Source organism: Bradyrhizobium huanghuaihaiense, from assembly GCF_025200885.1.
Taxonomy (GTDB): Bacteria; Pseudomonadota; Alphaproteobacteria; order Rhizobiales; family Xanthobacteraceae; genus Bradyrhizobium; species Bradyrhizobium huanghuaihaiense.
In genome coordinates this window covers 9464838-9481929 of record NZ_CP104172.1, presented here as the reverse complement: position 1 = coordinate 9481929, position 17092 = coordinate 9464838, and the positions used below count along the sequence as shown (strand labels likewise).

The following is a 17092-nucleotide window of genomic DNA, read 5'->3' as shown; positions in this document are numbered from 1 at the left end:
CTATCTCGAAATTGTTCTTGTTGATCTGGTCGGGAAGGCACGTCAGTCATGAAGGCTCGATGGCACGCCGCTCATCAGCGTCGAGGTCGCGGCGTTGGCCAGAATACGGTCGTTGTTGATCATGATCGGCGACGACAGCACGTCGCGAAGGTGACGGCCCATGGTGAACTCGCCGTCGTTGCGGTAGCCGGAAAGGCCCGCGGTGCGCATCGCATGCATCACGGTCTCGACCGCGAGCTCGGAGGCCTGCACCTTCAACAGCGTGATCGAGGACTGGAAGTCGAGCGAGCCGAGCGCGCGTTCGTCATGCTCGGCGCGGGAAAAGGCGTCGATGTTGGCCGAAATCAGCGCGCGCAGTTTTGCTAGCGACATCTTTGCGGCGGTGAAATGCGCGGCCGCCGGCGGCATCTGGCCGCCGGACGCGCGGGCCGCCTTGCGGATGAAGGCCTGCGCGCGCGTCACCGCGGCTGCCGCAATGCCGGCCCAGGCCGACGACCAGCACAGATGCGCAAAGGGCGTCATGGTCTGGGCGTGGATCTTGTCATAGGCTTCAGGGAAGACACGGTCGGCGGGACAATCGACCTTCAGCTCGAAACCGGTCGAGCAGGTGCCGCGCATGCCGAGTGTTTCCCACCCTTGCGTCTGCTTCAGCGAATAATCGTCCTTGGCGAGCGCCAGCAGGACCTGGTCGGAGGCGGCGGCCTCGGTGGCGCGGCGGGCGATGGTGACGAGACCGTCGGCCTCGGCCCCGTAGGAGATCACGGTGGCGTCGCGCACCAGCGAGACGGTGTCGCCGGCGTGGTCGACGGCGGCGGCGCTGGCGCGGATGTTGCCGCCGTTCTGGCCTTCGGTAGTGGAGGAGGCGAGCAGCCACTGGTCACGCGCGACCCGGCGCATCATGGTTTCCATCCAGGGAATGCCGTGGCCGTGCCTGACGACGCAGGCGACCTTGGTCTGGTGCATCGCGTAGATCATCGCCGTGGAAGCGCAGGCGCGTCCGAGCGTGTAACAGATGTCGGTGACGTCGTGGATGGAGGCGCCGAAGCCGCCGAACTCGACGGGGATCATCACGCCGAGCAGCTTTTGCTCGCGCGCGACGTCGAAAGCTTTATGCGGGAAGCGGGCGTCGCGATCGACCCCGTCTGCGTCAGCCGCGGCCGCTGCGGCGGTCCGGGCCGCGCGCTCGATCAGGGACGGACCCTGCTCGAGAAAACTCGTCTCTGTTTCGTCGACAGTGAGGACCGCTTCACGCACGTTCATACTCGTCCGCCTCCGGTTTGCCGTTCAGGATCGCCGGCATCATTCGCGATGCGTGTAAACGATCCTCCGGCCATCTTTGCTTGTGAGACGAGGCTACGGATTTAATTCAAATTCGTCGATGAAATAGAGGGTAAACGAAGCCCAATTCCGAATGGACAGTTAAAGCCCGGTTTTTTGCATCCTCCGGATTTCCGCGATCGCGTTAGTGAACTGGAAGAGGCATCGATTTCAGACAATCTGAGTCATCGTTTACTAAGAAACGCGAAGTAAAGGTGACGCCCATTGCGGGATCGGCCGTCCCTGCCCATCGTACCCGGCAGTCCGGCCCGACCTTCCATAGACAGATGGGAATTTACCGATGCAGGCCTTCGAACCCGAATTGCGCAATCGCATCATCAAGCTGGTGAAGGGCATCCTCGCGCAGAACTCGCTGTCCGCCGACGTCACCCCGTCGGCCAAGCTCGTCGACGTCGGCCTGACCTCGATGGACATGGTCAATCTCATGCTCGGCGTCGAAGCCGAGTTCGACTTCACCATCCCGCAGTCCGAGATCACGCCGGAGAACTTCCAGTCGGTCGAGACGCTGGAGCGGATGGTCGCGACGCAGCTGCGGCTGGCGACTGCGGCTTAGTCAAAGTTATCGGTGTCGTCCCGGCGAAGGCCGGGACCCATACCGCGCGATCTATCAATCGTTCAAGGTCGTAGTACCGAACTACGAGTCTTCGCCAAACCACCGCCGGTGGCTATGGGTCCCGGCCTTCGCCGGGACGACACCGAGGTTCGCGGCTGCGCACCTCACAGTCCCGCCATCTCCCCACCACCCCCGTTCCAAAACCGCCGCAAAACTGGCATAGCTTTAACCATGTCGCACGTGGCGAACAGGGTGGAGCGGGTATGACGCAGGCGGTATTGGGCATCATCGGTGGCTCCGGCATTTACGACCTGCCGGGTCTCGAGGGCGCGCGCGAAGAGGTGATCGAGAGCCCCTGGGGCGAGCCGTCGGCGCCTTTAAGGCGCGGCTCCATCGCCGGGCTGCCGATCGTGTTCCTGCCGCGGCACGACAAGGGCCACCGGCTGTCGCCATCGGACATCAATTATCGCGCCAATATCGACGTGCTCAAACGGGCCGGAGTCACCGACCTGATCTCGCTGTCAGCCTGCGGCTCTTTCAAGGAGGAACTGCCGCCCGGCACCTTCGTCCTCATCGACCAGTTCGTCGATCGCACCCACAAGCGCGAGAGCTCGTTCTTCGGCCGCGGCTGTGTCGCGCATGTGTCGATGGCGCACCCGGTCTCGCCGCGGCTGCGCATCCATCTTGCCGCGGCCGCTGAAGCGGAAGGTCTCGCGATCGCGCGCGGCGGCACCTATGTCTGCATGGAAGGGCCGCAATTCTCCACCTATGCGGAGAGCATGACCTACAAGACGCTGGGCTATTCGGTGATCGGCATGACCAACATGCCCGAAGCAAAACTCGCGCGCGAGGCCGAGATTTGCTACGCTACCGTCGCGATGGTGACGGATTTCGACTGCTGGCATCCCGACCACGATGCCGTCACCGTTCAGGACATCATTCGCGTCTTGACCTCGAACGCCGACAAGGCCAAGGCGCTGGTGGCGCGGCTGGCGAAGGATTTCCCGCGCGAGCACGAACCGTGCCCGATCGGTTCGGACCGCGCGCTCGACACCGCGCTGATCACGGCGCCCGAGGCGCGCGATCCCGAGCTCCTGAAGAAGCTCGATGCGGTGGCCGGGCGCATCCTGCGGGCGTGATACGAAAGGCAGAATGCCATGAAGGTCGACGGCAAGCATTTCCGCAGCATCTGGCGCGAGCGCGACGGCTGGTCGGTCGGCGCGATCGACCAGCGCCGGCTGCCGCATGAATTCGTCATCGCGCGCCTGACGTCGTGCGAGGACGCGGCCGTCGCGATCCGCGACATGCTGGTGCGCGGCGCGCCGCTGATCGGTGCGACCGCCGCCTACGGCATGGCGCTCGCGATGCGCGAGGATGCCTCCGATGCCGGCCTGAAGCGGGCCTACGACACGCTCGTCGTGGCGCGGCCGACCGCGATCAATTTGAAATGGGCGCTGGACGAGATGCGCACGGCGCTCGCGCCGATCGATCCGCTGGAACGGGCGGAGGCCGCCTATGCGCGCGCCGACGAGATCGTCGAGCAGGACGTCGAGATCAACCGCGGCATTGCCGGCAACGGCCTTGCGCTGATCGAGGCGCTTGCGGCGAAGAAGCCGGGCGAAGTGGTCAACGTGCTGACCCATTGCAACGCCGGCTGGCTCGCCACCGTCGACTGGGGCACCGCGACGGCACCGATCTATCTCGCGCATGAGCGCGGCATCAAGGTCCATGTCTGGGTCGACGAGACGCGGCCGCGCAACCAGGGCGCCTCGCTCACCGCCTGGGAGCTCGGCCATCACGGCGTGCCGCACACCGTGATCCCCGACAATACCGGCGGGCATCTGATGCAGCACGGCATGGTCGATCTCGCCATCGTCGGCACCGACCGCGTCGCCGCCAACGGCGATGTCTGCAACAAGATCGGCACGTATCTCAAGGCGCTCGCCGCGCATGACAACGGCGTGCCGTTCTACGTCGCGCTGCCGTCGCCGACGATCGATTTTGCCGTGAGTGACGGTATCAGGGACATTCCGATCGAGCAGCGCAGTGGAGCCGAGGTCACCGATATGACGGGCCGCACCGCCGATGGCCGATTGGAAACGGTACGCATCGTGCCTGAGGGCTCACCGGTCGCGAACTATGCCTTCGACGTGACCCCGGCGCGGCTCGTCACCGGTCTCATCACCGAGCGCGGTGTGCTTAAGCCCGATCGTGCCGCGCTGGCCGCGGCGTTTCCGGAGCGGATCGCGGCTGCGGCGGAGTAGGCAGTTCACCAGGCGAGATGCTGCCGCGCCGTCATTGCGAGCGCAGCGAAGCAATCCAGAGTCTTTCCGCGGAGGCAGTCTGGATTGCTTCGCTGCGCTCGCAATGACGGAGTATGACGCGCTACCCCAACTTCAACCCCGTCGCCTTCTCGAGCTCGGCAATCGCCTGCGCGCCACTCGTCACCTTGATCGTGGTCATGCCCATCTCGCGCGCCGGCTTCAGGTTCACGCCGAGATCATCGAGATAGACGCAATTCCTCGGATCGACCTTCAGCGTCTCGACCATCAGTTGATAGATGCGCGGGTCGGGCTTGCGCAGGCCGATCTTGGCGGATTCGATGACGTGATCGAACAGCACCATCACCTCGGCGATGTAGAGCGAGCGTCCCGTCATGCTGCCGATGGCGTTGGCCGGCAGATTGTTGGTGATGCAGCCCGTCTTGAACTGCGCCTTGATGCGCTTCAAGGCCTCGACCATCTCCGGCCGCAGATCGCCCTGGAGCAGCGGCAGCACGTCGCGGCCGCGGACCTCGGCGCCGAGCGCGAGCGATTCCTCGGCGAACAAACGATCGAAGGTCTCGATATCGACCTCGGCCCGCTCGAATTTGGCCCAGGCATTTTCCAGATGGTTGGCCGCGTTGGTGCGCCGGATGATGTCGGCGGGCAGGCCGCGCGCGGTCTCGAATCGCGTGAACGCCTCGAACGGCGAGCTCGTCAGCACGCCGCCAAAATCAAAGATCACCGCCTCGATCGCCACGATCCGACCCTCGTCAATTCCTTTCCAAGAGGGCTAGCATGCGCTATCGGCAAGAGCCAGTCCGAAGCAATCGTCCGCCTTCACCAATGCCGATGCGTGTTCCCATGAAGAAGCTTGCCACGTTCGTCGCAGCCTCGCTGCTGCTCGCAACACCCGCTCACGCCATCGTCGGCGGCGGCACGCCGCAGGCCGATGGCGTCGCGCGCGCGGTCGTCACCATCGTCGGCTCGCGCGGCAATTTCTGCACCGGCACCCTGATCGCGCTAAAACTCGTGTTGACGGTCGCTCACTGCGTGCAGCCCGGTGCCGACTACAAGATCGTCGATCGCGGTGCCGACGGCGCGCCGCAATTGCTGAACGTCCGTACCGTCGCGATCCATCCGAACTTCAACATGCAGGCGATGCAGGCACATCGCGCCACCGCCGACGTTGCGCTGCTGCAACTGGAAATTCCACTGAAGGGAAAATCGACGGTGCCGGTCGGCATGCCGACTATTCCGATTCAGGTCGGCAGTCGCTTCGTCATCGCCGGTATCGGCGTCACTGTGCGTGGTGACGGCAAGAGCGGCGGCGCGACGCGCGTTGCCGGTCTCGTCGCCACGGGGCAGCCGGGCACGCTGCAGATCCGGCTGGTCGATCCCGTAACCAACGGAGTTCGCGATGGAATTGGCGCCTGCACCGGCGATTCCGGCGGTCCGGTGTTCGAGGACAAGCCGAGTGGCACGATGCTCGTCGGGCTCATCAGCTGGTCGACGGGACCGAACGGCGCCGCCGGCTGCGGCGGCCTGACCGGTGTCACGCCGCTCACGCTCTATCGCGACTGGATTCTGCAGACCGCGCGGAGCTGGGGTGCGGCGTTGTAGTTTGACCGCGACTTGATCTATGTCATTTTGAAGCGGAAGCGCGATGGGCGACCATGCCCGTCGCGGAGGAAACGCGTCGTCCGGTCAAGGACGGCCACAAAAACAAGCAAGGCATAGAAGCAACAATGAATGTCGCTGTTCGCAGTCACGCCACCACCAAGCAGGCCTCAGAGCATTTCGACGTGCTGATTGTCGGTGCCGGCATCTCCGGCATCGGCAGCGCCTACCATATTGAAAAGCAGCTGCCGGGTACGAGCTACGTCATCCTCGAAACGCAGGCGACGTTTGGCGGCACCTGGAGCACGCATCGCTATCCCGGCATCCGCTCGGACAGCGATCTCCACACCTTCGGCTACAGCTTCAAGCCCTGGGTCGGCCCGCCCATCGCGACCGCCGAGGAGATTCTCGCCTATATGAGCGAGGTGATCGACGACAACGATATTGCCCGGCACATCCGCTACAAGCACCAGATCAATTCCGCGAGCTGGTCGAGCGAGCAGAATCTCTGGACCATCGAGGCGACGACCACCGATACGGGCGAGGCTAAGACCTTTACCGCAAACTTCCTTTGGATGTGCCAGGGCTATTACCGCCATTCGGAAGGCTACACGCCGGAATGGAAGGGCATGGACCGCTTCAAGGGCCGCATCGTCCATCCGCAGACCTGGCCGGATGATATCGATCTCGCAGGCAAGAAAGTCGTCGTGATCGGCTCCGGTGCGACCGCGGCGACGCTGGTGCCGAACATCGCGGACAGTTGCGCGCATGTCACCATGCTGCAGCGTTCGCCGACCTATTTCCGTCTCGGCCGCAACGCCATCGAGATCGCCGAGGAGCTGCGCCGGCTCCAGGTCGAGGAGGCCTGGATTCACGAGATCGTCCGCCGCAAGATCCTGTTCGAGCAGGACGCGTTCACAAAACTCTGTCTGGCCAAGCCCGAGCAGGTGAAGAAGGAGCTGATCGGCCAGATCAGTGCGGTGCTCGGTCCCGACTACGACGTCGAGACGCATTTCACGCCATCCTATCGGCCGTGGCGGCAGCGCATCGCCTTCGTGCCGGATGCCGACCTGTTCAAGGGCATCGCCAGCGGCAAGGCCTCCGTCGTCACCGACGAGATCGAATGCTTCGTCGAGAACGGCATCCAGCTCAAATCGGGCAAGCTGCTGGAAGCGGACGTCATCGTCACCGCGACCGGCTTCAATCTCTCGGCACTCGGCGACATCGCCTTCGAGATCGACGGCAAGCCGCTCGCCTTCGGCGACACCGTCACCTATCGCGGCATGATGTTCACGGGCGTGCCGAACCTGGTCTGGGTGTTCGGCTATTTCCGCGCCAGCTGGACGCTGCGCGTCGATCTCGTCGCCGATTTCGTCTGTCGCCTGCTCGGCCACATGAAGGCCAAGGGCAAGAAGAAGGTCGAGGTGAGCTTGCGCCCCGAAGACCACAACATGCCGATCCTGCCCTGGATTGATCCGGAGAACTTCAATCCGGGCTACATCATGCGCAACATGAATCTGTTGCCCAAGCGCGGCGACAAGCCGGAATGGCAGCACAGCCAGGACTACTGGACCGAGAAGGACGAGATCCCGAAGACGGATCTGGATGACAAGGCATTTGTTTATGGGTGAGGGGTGGTAAGCGTCACCACATACTCAGTGTCGTCCCGGCGCAGGCCGGGACCCATAACCACAGGGAGAAGTTGGGGCGGGACTGGTAACTCCAAGTCTTCGTCAAATCACGTTCGGTGGTTATGGGTCCCGGATCTGTGCTTCGCTTCGCTGCGCTTGTCCGGGACGACACCATTGGCTGGGCTAGCGGCGTTTCAACTCAGTCGCAGCACCGCTACGAATTCCTTCGCGTCGCATTCGCGGCAATCGCCGCGGCCGCCGTGCGGTTCTCCACGCCGAGCTTGGAATAGATCTGCTCCAGATGCTTGTCGACCGTGCGCGGGCTGAGGCCCAAAATCTGCGCGATGTCGCGGTTGGTCTTGCCTTTGCTGAGCCAGGCCAGCACCTCGCCTTCGCGGGTGGTGAGGCCGAGCTCGCTGGTGAATTCGGGCGGCAGCGCCGTGCCGGCTTCCTTGGACAGCCGCAGCAGAAATTCGTTCGGCGCGGTCTCGCCCATGTAGTAGAAGCGGAGCTGCGGATTGTCGGGCAGGGACGCCGCTTGCGATTTCGCGCTGCCCTTGCCCTTGGCTTGCTCCAGCCATTGCAGCAGTGACGGCGGCAGGACGAAGTCGTCGGCCTGCGCGCCGTGATGATCGGCCAGCAGCTTCTGGGCCTGCGGGGTTGCCCAGAGCAAATTGCCCTGCCGGTTGACCGCGAACAGGAAGCGGCCGGAGACGTCGAGCGCGGCTCGCGCGCTCTGGGTCAGCCGCGCATTGCCGAGATGAACGCGGATGCGCGCCAGCATCTCCTCGATCACGATCGGCTTGGTCACGTAGTCGACGCCGCCGGCGTCCAGTCCGCGCACGATGTGCTCGGTTTCGGCAAGGCCGGTCATGAAGATCACGGGGACGTTGGCAAGGCCCGCATCGCGCTTGAGGCGGCGGCAAGTTTCGAACCCGTCGATGCCAGGCATCACGGCATCGAGCAGGACAATGTCGGGCGTGATCTGGTCGACGATCCGCATCGCGGCCGCGCCGTCGAGCGCCACCATGACCGTCATGCCGGCGCCGTCGAGCGCATCGGTGAGCAGCCGCAGCGTCTCGGGAGAATCGTCCACAACGAGCGCGACGTCGCGCTTCTTTGGTTCAATGCTCATAAGCATGCAACGTCTTCAATGTGGCCATGTACTGGTCGAGATCGAAGCGATCGACCAGCGACCGCATCTGCGCGACGAAGTCGGCATGCTCCGGGTGCTCGCTGCCGATCTCGTCCAGCTTGAGCTGGATGCCCTTGACGTAGCCGATCTGGCCGAGCCCGATCAACGCCTCGATGTGTCGCGCCGGCGGCCGTGAGCCGCTCTCGGGCCGCCAGAACGGCACCGCGATCTCGTCCGAGCCGTACTGCCATTCGATCTTGAGGAGCTGGCGGATCGTCTCCAACAGCCGCGGGATGTCGATCGGCTTCATCAGATAGCCGTCGTGGAAGGGCTGCGCCAGCGGCGTGCCGTGGGCCTCCAGCGCACTCGCCGAGACCATCAGGATGCGCGCCTGGTGATGACCGCTGGCGCGCAAGGCTTCTGCCACGGCCCAGCCGTCCATGGCCGGCATGGAGATGTCGAGCAGGAACAGATCGGGCCGGCAATGTTGCGCCAGCGCCAGGCATCCCGCGCCATCGGGCGCGCTGAGCAGGATGAAGCCGAGCGGTGTCAGCACCTCGCGCAAGAGATCGCGATGCACGGGGTCGTCGTCGGTGATCAGGATGGTCTTGCGCGCGCCGTGATAGCCGGAAACCGGCGCCTCCACCGGCGCGATGCGCTGGGGATTGGTGACCTCCGACAGCAGGATCTTGACCTTGAACGTTGAGCCGGTGCCGACCGTGCTGGAGACCTTGATGTCGCCGCCCATGACGCCGGCCAGCAGCCGACTGATCGTCAGCCCGAGGCCGGTTCCGGTCTGCGGCTGCGCGACACCGAGCGCGCCGCGTTCGAACGGCGCGAAGATGCGCTCGAGATCGTCGCCCTGGATGCCCGGGCCGGTGTCGATCACCTCGAACTCGGCAACGGGGCTGCGATAGTGCACGACGAACTGCACGCTGCCGGTCTGGGTGAATTTGATCGCGTTGGAGAGCAAATTGATCAGCACCTGGCGCAGCCGCTTCTCGTCGGCATAGACCACGACCGGCAGATGCGCGGGACGTCTGAACACGAAGTCGATGCCCTTGGCGGCGGCCTGGAGACGGAACATGCCGACGAGTTGGTCGAGGAATTCGCTCAGGCGCACCTCGTCGCGCGACAGATACAGCCGCCCCGCCTCGATCTTGGAGATGTCCAGGATGCCGTCGATCAGCCCGGAGAGGTGATCGGCGCTGCGGCGGACGACGCGGACCTGGTCGCGCGGCTTGGTGTTGAGCGTTGCATCCTGCTCGAGCAGCTGCGCATAGCCGCTGATCGCATTCAGCGGCGAACGCAGCTCGTGGCTGAGGCCGACGACATAGCGGCTCTTGGCGAGGTTGGCGGATTCGGCGACCTCCTTGGCGCGCTGCAGTTCGGCGTCGGTGCGCTTGTGCGCGTCGATCTCCTGGATCAGCAGCGTGGTCTGCCGCCGCGTCTCCGCTTCCGCCGCGCGGCGGCTCTGCTGTGCCAGCACGAACAGCCAGGCCACAACACCGATGATGATGCTGAGCGAGAAGAAAACCTTCCACAGCACGTTCGAGACCAGCAGGTTCTCGCCGTGCACGCTCGCCGAGGTCTGCAGATAGATCAGCCCCAGCACCAGCGCGACGAGACCGGCGGAGACCACGAACACGCCGACGTAATGGCCGAACTGCGAGTTGATCCGCTGATAGATCGGCTGCGGCAGGATCTTGCCGAGCGCCTCGGAGAACTGCACCTGCGCACGTCCATGCGGTTTGCAGAGGTCGTGGCAGCGGGCGTCGAGCGAGCAGCACAGCGAGCAGATCGGACCGGCATAGGCGGGGCAGGAGGTGGTGTCCTCCGGCTCAAAACTGTGCTCGCAGATGCAGCACTGGATCGCCTCGATATTGGCCCAGCTCCGCTTCGGCTTGCGCGCGATGTAGAATTTTCCGTCCGTCAGCCAGGCGATCACAGGCGCGGTGACGAAGGCGACCGTCAGTGCGACGAAGGCGGCCAGCGCCTTCATCGTCGGGCCAAACAGGCCGTAGAACGCCGCGATCGAGACGATGATCGCGAGCGTCATGGCGCCGACGCCGACCGGGTTGATGTCGTAGAGATGCGCGCGCTTGAACTCCATCTGCGGCGGACGCAGGCCGAGCGGCTTGTTGACGACGAGGTCGGACACCAGCGCGCCGACCCATGCGATGGCGACGTTGGAGTAGAGCGCCAGCGTCTGCTCCAGCGCCTTGTAGACGCCGATCTCCATCAGCAGCAGCGCCACCATCACGTTGAACACCAGCCAGACCACGCGGCCGGGATGGCTATGGGTCAGGCGCGAGAAGAAATTCGACCACGCGATCGAGCCGGCATAGGCGTTGGTGACGTTGATCTTGATCTGCGACAGCACCACGAAGATGCCGGTCAGGGCCAACGCGAGGTCCGGCTCGGACAGCACGTACCGAAACGCCACGAGATACATATGCGCGGGCTCGGCGGCCTCTTCGGGCGGCACGCCGTGGCTCAGCGCAAAGAACGCCAGGAACGAGCCGGCCAGCAGCTTCAGCGCGCCGAGCACGATCCAGCCCGGCCCCGCGCTCATCAGCGCGATCCACCACGATGCCCTGGAGGCGCGGCGATCGCGCGGCAGGAACCTGAGGAAGTCGACCTGCTCGCCGATCTGAGCCACCAGCGAGAACACCACGGACGACGCCACGCCGAACAGCAGCAGATCGAATTGCCCGTTGAGGTCGCCGTGCTCACCGGAGAATTTGCGCCACTCCGTGAAGGAGTGGGGATTGGCCCAGGCGATCGCGACAAAGGGCAGGATGTGCAGGACGACCCAGACCGGCTGCGTCCAGAGCTGGAAGCGGCTGATCAGCGTGATGCCGTAGGTCACGAGCGGGATGATCGCGACCGCGCTGATGAGATAGCCGACCGGGCGCGGGATCCCCAAGCACATCTCCAGCGCAGTCGCCAGGATGACCGCCTCGACCGCGAAGAAGATGAAGGTGAAGGAGGCGTAGATCAGCGACGTCACGGTCGAGCCGATATAGCCGAAGCCGGCACCGCGGGTCAGGAGGTCGATGTCGATGCCGCATTTGGCGGCATGATAGGCAATCGGCACGCCGCAGCAGAAGATGATGGCGGAGACGACGAGGATCGCGGCCGCGGCGTTGGTGACGCCGTAATTGAGGGTGATGGTGCCGCCGATCGCCTCGAGCACCAGGAAGGAGATCGCGCCGATCGCGGTGTTGGCGACACGGGCGGCGGACCATCGCCGCGCGCTCTTGGCGGTGAAGCGCAGCGCGTAGTCTTCCAGCGTCTGGTTGGCAACCCATTGGTTGTACTGGCGCCTGACGCGGTCTATTCGCTGCCGCCCTGCCACTCTTTACCCCACTCCCGATACGGACCCGGAGCCCTCGCAAATCCCGTACCAAAAGCCTACGTCGGTATTTTGCGGTGCAGTATACGCGATCTTGCGTATGCTTGCGCTGCACAAATTCGAGCCATCCTCACGGCACCAATCGCGTGTCCTCGAACAAAAAGTGGGGTGCTCATGTCAGACGAAGCAAACAAGGGCCTGTTGTCGCCGCTCCGGCGTAAACTATTGATGGGAATGGCGGCCGTGCCGGCCATCACGATGCTGCCGCGGGCGTCTTTCGCGCAGGCCCCGGCGACCTCGGCGGTCAACACCACGGGTCTCGCCGTCACCGACACCGAGGTCACGGTCGGCATCCTGCATTCGGCCACCGGCACCATGGCCATCTCCGAGACCGGCTCGATCGAGGCCGAGAAGCTCGCCATTGAGCAGATCAACGCCATGGGCGGCGTGCTCGGCCGCAAGATCAAGTTCATCCAGGAAGACGGCGCCTCCGATTGGCCGACCTTCGCCGAAAAGGCCAAGAAGCTGCTGGTCAACGACAAGGTCGCGGCGATCATGGGCTGCTGGACCTCGGCCTCGCGCAAGGCCGTGCTGCCGGTCATGGAGCAGTACAACGGCATGCTCTACTACCCGACCTTCTATGAAGGCCTCGAGCAGTCCAAGAACGTGATCTACACCGGCCAGGAGGCGACCCAGCAGATCCTCGCCGGCCTGAACTGGATCGCCAAGGAAAAGGGCGCCAAGACCTTCTTCTTCATCGGCTCCGACTACATCTGGCCGCGCACCTCGAACAAGATCGCGCGCAAGCACGTCGAGAACGTGCTGAAGGGCAAGGTCGTCGGCGAGGAGTACTACGCGCTCGGGTCGACCCAGTTCAACTCGGTCATCAACAAGATCAAGCTGACCAAGCCCGACGTGATCTTCACCGACGTCGTCGGCGGCTCCAACGTCGCCTTCTACAAGCAGCTCAAGGCCGCCGGCATCGACCTCGCCAAGCAGCCGCTGCTGACGATCTCGGTCACCGAGGACGAGATCGACGGCATCGGCGGCGAGAACATCGCAGGCGCCTATGCCTGCATGAAGTACTTCCAGTCGCTCGACAATCCCAACAACAAGGCGTTCGTGCCGGCGTTCAAGAAGGCTTGGGGCGAGAAGACCGTGATCGGAGACGTCACCCAGGCTGCCTATCTCGGCCCGTGGCTGTGGAAGCTGACGGTCGAGAAGGCCGGCTCCTTCGACGTCGACAAGATCGCGGCGGCTTCGCCGGGCGTCGAGTTCAAGGGCGCGCCGGAAGGCTATGTGCGCATCCACGAGAACCATCACCTCTGGTCGAAGACCCGGGTGGGACGCGCCAAGCTCGATGGCCAGTTCGAGCTGATCTACGAGACCGCCGATCTCGTCGAGCCGGATCCGTTCCCGAAGGGTTACCAGTAAGCAGCGACATCACTCGCGCTTTCCCCAAAGGCAAAACCGCTCCCTGGCGTGGATTGCAAGTCCATGCCCACGACCCCCGCGTCGCGACTCTGCATCGCGACGCGGGACCCTTTCCCCGACGGAGGACATCGATGTTCGGCGACTACTCGCTTGGTGACCTTGGCTCCATCTTCGTCATGCAGGGCTTTGCAGGACTGATCCTGTTCTCGGTCTACGTCCTGATGGCGCTCGGTCTTGCGATCATCTTCGGCCAGATGGGCGTCATCAACATGGCCCATGGCGAGTTCATGATCCTCGGGGCCTACGTCACCTGGATGACCTCCAATCTGTTTCAGGCCTACATGCCGAGCCTGTTCGGCGGCTACTTCTTCCTTGCGATGATCCTGGCCTTCCTCGCATCCGGTGCGCTGGGCATGCTGGTGGAATGGGTGCTGATACGGCACCTCTACAAGCGTCCGCTCGATACGCTGCTGGCGACCTGGGGCCTCAGCCTGATGCTGCAGCAGGCCTATCGCTCCGTGTTCGGCGCGCGCGAGGTCGGCGTCGAGTTGCCGCAATGGATGCTCGGATCGCTGCACGTCACCGACAGCATCGAAGTGCCGATCAACGGCGTCTTCGTGATGTGCCTCACCGTCCTGATCACCGTGGGCGTCGCCTATGTGATGTACAAGTCGCGCTGGGGTCGCCAGGTGCGCGCCGTCGTGCAGAACCGCATCATGGCCGGCGCCGTCGGCATCAACACCGAAAAGGTCGATCGCTATACCTACGGCCTCGGCTGCGGCATCGCCGGCATTGCCGGCAGCGCCTTCACCATGATCGGCTCGACCGGACCGACCTCCGGACAGCTCTACATCGTCGACACGTTCCTGGTGGTCGTGTTCGGCGGCGCCGCCAGCCTGCTCGGCACCATCGCCTCGGCCTTCTCGATCTCGCAGACGCAATCGACCCTCGAGTTCTTCATGTCGGGCTCGATGGCCAAGGTGCTGACGCTGCTCGCCGTTGTCGGAATCCTGATGTTGCGGCCGCAGGGGCTGTTCGCCCTCAAGGTCCGCAAGTGAGAAAATGGGGCTGATGTTATGACCGACAATCGGTTCTTCAATCGATCGGAGCTGATCGGAATTCTGGTGCTCGCGGTCTTCCTCGTGGTGGTGCTGCCGCTCACGCTGGATGTCTTCAGGCTCAACCTCGTCGCAAAATATCTGACTTACGCCTTCGTCGCGCTGGGCCTCGTGATCTGCTGGGGCTATGGCGGCATCCTGAGCCTCGGCCAGGGCGTGTTCTTCGGGCTCGGTGGCTACTGCATGGCCATGTTCCTCAAGCTCGAGGCGTCGAGCGTGGAGAACACCAAGATCCAGTCCACCCCCGGCATCCCCGACTTCATGGACTGGAATCAGATCACGGCGCTGCCGTTCTTCTGGAAGCCCTTCAACAGCCTTACCTTCACCATCGCCGCCATCATCCTCGTGCCCGGCATCTTCGCGCTGATCATCGGCACAGCGATGTTCAAGCGCCGTGTCGGCGGCACCTATTTCGCCATCATCACCCAGGCGGTCGCCGCCATCCTGACCATCCTGATCGTGGGCCAGCAGGGCTACACCGGCGGCATCAACGGCATGACCGATCTGCGCACGCTGAAGGGATGGGACATCCGGCCCGACCACGCCAAGATCGTGCTGTACTTCTTCGAGGTCGGCTGCCTGTTCGTCTGCATCATGATCGCGCAGTTCGTCCGCCACTCCAAGCTCGGGCGCATCCTGGTCGCGATGCGGGAGAAGGAGGACCGCGTCCGCTTCTCCGGCTACAGCGTCGCGAACTTCAAGATATTCGCCTTCTGCATCGCCGCCGTCTTCGCCGCGATCGGCGGCGCCATGTTCGCGCTCAATGTCGGCTTCATGTCGCCGTCCTTCGTCGGCATCGTGCCGTCGATCGAGATGGTGATCTACACCGCGGTCGGCGGCCGGCTGTCGATCCTGGGCGCGATCTACGGCACGCTGCTGGTCAACTTCGCCAAGACCAGCCTGTCGGAAACCTTCCCTGAATTGTGGCTGTTCGGCCTCGGCGGCCTGTTCATCGCCGTGGTGCTGGCCTTCCCGAACGGTCTTGCCGGGATCTGGGGCGACTATGTGCAGCCGCGCATCGATCGCCTGATCGCCTCGCGCAAATCGAAACCCGACGGCTGGACCGACAGCTCGGTCGCCGACGGCGCCCCGGCGGAGTGAGGAGATCGTCATGCTCGTAGGTCATCACGATGCCGATGCCACGCTGGCAGTGAGGAGATAGGTCATGCTCGTCGGTCATCAGCCCAAGGAATTCCTGCTCGCCGTCGAAGCGCTCACCGTCTCGTTCGACGGGTTCAAGGCGGTCAACGATCTCTCCTTCTACGTCGACGAGAACGAGATCCGCGTCATCATCGGCCCCAACGGCGCCGGCAAGACCACCGTGCTCGACCTGATCTGCGGCAAGACCAAAGCCACGTCTGGCTCGATCCAGTTCCGCGGCAAGGAGCTGACGCGGATGAGGGAGAACGAGATCGTCAAGACAGGGGTCGGTCGCAAGTTCCAGAACCCGTCGATCTACGACGATCTCACCGTGTTCGAGAATCTCGAGATCTCCTATCCGCGCGGACGCTCGGTGTTCGGCGCGCTGACCTTCACACGCGATGCCGCCGTGCGCGACCGGGTGCACGAGGTCGCCGAGATGATCTTCCTGAAGGACCGGCTGCACATGAATGCCGACCTGCTCAGCCACGGCCAGAAGCAATGGCTCGAGATCGGCATGCTGCTGATCCAGGACCCGGACCTCCTGATGCTGGACGAGCCTGTCGCCGGCATGAGCGTGTCCGAACGCGCCAAGACCGCCGAGCTGCTCAACCGCATCATCAAGAACCGCTCGGTGCTGGTGATCGAGCACGACATGAAGTTCGTCGAGGACATCGCGCACAAGGTCACCGTGCTCCACCAGGGCCAGATCCTCTCGGAAGGCACCATGGAGAAAGTCAAGAACGACCCCAAGGTCGTTGAAGTCTACCTCGGCCACTAAGGAGCGTGCTGATGCTGGCAATTTCCGATCTTCACGTCGCCTACGGCCAGAGCGAGGTGCTGCACGGGCTCAACGTCAAGGTCGCGCCGAACGAGATCGTCGCGATCATGGGCCGCAACGGCATGGGCAAGACCACGCTGATGAAATCGCTGATGGGCATCCTGCCGACCAAGAGCGGCTCGGTGACCATGGACGGTGCCGAGCTGGGTAGCCTGCCGAGCTACGAGCGCGTCGCCAAAGGCCTCGCTTATGTGCCGCAGGGCCGCATGATCTTCTCCACCATGACGGTGAAGGAGAACATCGAGACCGGTCTCGTGGTCTCCGGCGGATCCGAGGTGCCTGAAGACATCTACGAATTGTTTCCGGTGCTGCTGGAGATGAAGGGCCGCCGCGGCGGCAATCTCTCCGGCGGCCAGCAGCAGCAGCTCGCGATTGCGCGGGCGCTCGCGACCAAGCCCAAGGTGCTGCTGTTGGACGAGCCGACTGAAGGCATCCAGCCCTCGATCATCAAGGAGATGGCGCGCACGCTGAAGCGCATCCGCGACGAGAGGGGGCTCTCGATCGTCGTGTCCGAGCAGGTCCTGAGCTTCGCGCTCGACATCGCCGACCGTGTGCTGGTGATCGAGAACGGCGAGATCGTGCGCGACGATCCGCGCGACGCCGTCGATGCCGCGCAGGTCTCGAAATATCTGTCCGTCTAACCAACCGTAGTAAAAGGGGAGC

The 17092-nt window shown here is 63.9% G+C and carries 14 protein-coding genes; 10 read left to right on the top strand and 4 right to left on the bottom strand.

What is annotated here, in order from left to right; all coding sequences use genetic code 11:
• Positions 1-42 precede the first annotated feature (42 nt).
• Positions 43-1260 (bottom strand): acyl-CoA dehydrogenase family protein, encoded by a 1218-nt coding sequence (locus N2603_RS44130; protein ID WP_260387134.1) that lies wholly within the window; start codon positions 1258-1260, stop codon positions 43-45.
• 358 nt (positions 1261-1618) lie between these two features.
• Here N2603_RS44130 and N2603_RS44125 point away from each other — a divergent pair, with 358 nt between their 5' ends.
• From N2603_RS44125 to mtnA, 3 genes are all read left to right on the top strand, one after another.
• The gene (locus N2603_RS44125; protein WP_260387133.1) at positions 1619-1891 is read left to right on the top strand and encodes a phosphopantetheine-binding protein; all 273 of its coding nucleotides are present in this window, start codon (positions 1619-1621) and stop codon (positions 1889-1891) included.
• Between the two features lie 263 nt (positions 1892-2154).
• Positions 2155-3030 (top strand): S-methyl-5'-thioadenosine phosphorylase, encoded by an 876-nt coding sequence (locus N2603_RS44120; RefSeq protein WP_018644381.1) that lies wholly within the window; start codon positions 2155-2157, stop codon positions 3028-3030.
• Between the two features lie 18 nt (positions 3031-3048).
• Entirely contained in the window at positions 3049-4155 is a 1107-nt protein-coding gene (gene mtnA / locus N2603_RS44115) for an S-methyl-5-thioribose-1-phosphate isomerase (protein WP_260387132.1), read from the top strand.
• Positions 4156-4276: 121 nt separating this feature from the next.
• Here the strand turns inward: mtnA and N2603_RS44110 are convergent, their stop codons facing one another.
• Positions 4277-4912 carry an HAD-IA family hydrolase gene (locus N2603_RS44110; RefSeq protein WP_260387131.1) on the bottom strand — a complete coding sequence of 212 codons (636 nt, stop codon included), beginning with the start codon at positions 4910-4912 and terminating at the stop codon, positions 4277-4279.
• A gap of 104 nt (positions 4913-5016) precedes the next feature.
• On the opposite strand from N2603_RS44110, the gene N2603_RS44105 reads away from it, so the two are divergent.
• Complete coding sequence (locus N2603_RS44105; protein WP_260387130.1) at positions 5017-5775, top strand: S1 family peptidase; 759 nt, start codon at positions 5017-5019, stop codon at positions 5773-5775.
• Positions 5776-5900: 125 nt separating this feature from the next.
• On the top strand, positions 5901-7403 hold the full coding sequence (locus tag N2603_RS44100; RefSeq protein WP_260387129.1) for a flavin-containing monooxygenase: 1503 nt from the start codon (positions 5901-5903) through the stop codon (positions 7401-7403).
• Between the two features lie 214 nt (positions 7404-7617).
• On the opposite strand, the gene N2603_RS44095 is transcribed toward N2603_RS44100, so the two are convergent.
• Both N2603_RS44095 and N2603_RS44090 read right to left on the bottom strand, forming a co-directional pair.
• Entirely contained in the window at positions 7618-8544 is a 927-nt protein-coding gene (locus N2603_RS44095; protein WP_260387128.1) for a response regulator, read from the bottom strand.
• A complete protein-coding gene (locus N2603_RS44090) occupies positions 8528-11899 on the bottom strand; it encodes a hybrid sensor histidine kinase/response regulator (RefSeq protein ID WP_260387127.1) in 3372 nt (1123 codons plus the stop codon). The genes N2603_RS44095 and N2603_RS44090 overlap by 17 nt, the downstream gene beginning before the upstream one ends.
• Positions 11900-12070: 171 nt before the next feature.
• On the opposite strand from N2603_RS44090, the gene urtA reads away from it, so the two are divergent.
• The 5 genes from urtA to urtE all read left to right on the top strand — a co-directional run bounded on the left by urtA (position 12071) and on the right by urtE (position 17070).
• Positions 12071-13330 carry an urea ABC transporter substrate-binding protein gene (urtA, locus tag N2603_RS44085; RefSeq protein ID WP_026312203.1) on the top strand — a complete coding sequence of 420 codons (1260 nt, stop codon included), beginning with the start codon at positions 12071-12073 and terminating at the stop codon, positions 13328-13330.
• A gap of 131 nt (positions 13331-13461) precedes the next feature.
• On the top strand, positions 13462-14388 hold the full coding sequence (gene urtB, locus N2603_RS44080; RefSeq protein WP_260387126.1) for an urea ABC transporter permease subunit UrtB: 927 nt from the start codon (positions 13462-13464) through the stop codon (positions 14386-14388).
• Between the two features lie 18 nt (positions 14389-14406).
• Entirely contained in the window at positions 14407-15549 is a 1143-nt protein-coding gene (urtC, locus tag N2603_RS44075) for an urea ABC transporter permease subunit UrtC (protein ID WP_183248423.1), read from the top strand.
• Between the two features lie 64 nt (positions 15550-15613).
• On the top strand, positions 15614-16369 hold the full coding sequence (gene urtD / locus N2603_RS44070) for an urea ABC transporter ATP-binding protein UrtD (protein ID WP_018644391.1): 756 nt from the start codon (positions 15614-15616) through the stop codon (positions 16367-16369).
• 11 nt (positions 16370-16380) lie between these two features.
• Positions 16381-17070 carry an urea ABC transporter ATP-binding subunit UrtE gene (urtE, locus tag N2603_RS44065; protein WP_260387125.1) on the top strand — a complete coding sequence of 230 codons (690 nt, stop codon included), beginning with the start codon at positions 16381-16383 and terminating at the stop codon, positions 17068-17070.
• Positions 17071-17092: the final 22 nt, after the last annotated feature.

What these genes read in the sequence shown, in the direction of transcription:
- N2603_RS44100 (WP_260387129.1), top strand. Translation starts at nt 5,901, where the DNA reads ATGAATGTCGCTGTTCGCAGTCACGCCACCACCAAGCAGGCCTCAGAG.
- urtA (WP_026312203.1), top strand. Translation starts at nt 12,071, where the DNA reads ATGTCAGACGAAGCAAACAAGGGCCTGTTGTCGCCGCTCCGGCGTAAA.
- N2603_RS44120 (WP_018644381.1), top strand. Translation starts at nt 2,155, where the DNA reads ATGACGCAGGCGGTATTGGGCATCATCGGTGGCTCCGGCATTTACGAC.
- urtE (WP_260387125.1), top strand. Translation starts at nt 16,381, where the DNA reads ATGCTGGCAATTTCCGATCTTCACGTCGCCTACGGCCAGAGCGAGGTG.
- N2603_RS44130 (WP_260387134.1), bottom strand. Translation starts at nt 1,260, where the DNA reads ATGAACGTGCGTGAAGCGGTCCTCACTGTCGACGAAACAGAGACGAGT.
- urtD (WP_018644391.1), top strand. Translation starts at nt 15,614, where the DNA reads ATGCTCGTCGGTCATCAGCCCAAGGAATTCCTGCTCGCCGTCGAAGCG.
- N2603_RS44105 (WP_260387130.1), top strand. Translation starts at nt 5,017, where the DNA reads ATGAAGAAGCTTGCCACGTTCGTCGCAGCCTCGCTGCTGCTCGCAACA.
- mtnA (WP_260387132.1), top strand. Translation starts at nt 3,049, where the DNA reads ATGAAGGTCGACGGCAAGCATTTCCGCAGCATCTGGCGCGAGCGCGAC.
- N2603_RS44095 (WP_260387128.1), bottom strand. Translation starts at nt 8,544, where the DNA reads ATGCTTATGAGCATTGAACCAAAGAAGCGCGACGTCGCGCTCGTTGTG.
- N2603_RS44125 (WP_260387133.1), top strand. Translation starts at nt 1,619, where the DNA reads ATGCAGGCCTTCGAACCCGAATTGCGCAATCGCATCATCAAGCTGGTG.
- urtC (WP_183248423.1), top strand. Translation starts at nt 14,407, where the DNA reads ATGACCGACAATCGGTTCTTCAATCGATCGGAGCTGATCGGAATTCTG.
- urtB (WP_260387126.1), top strand. Translation starts at nt 13,462, where the DNA reads ATGTTCGGCGACTACTCGCTTGGTGACCTTGGCTCCATCTTCGTCATG.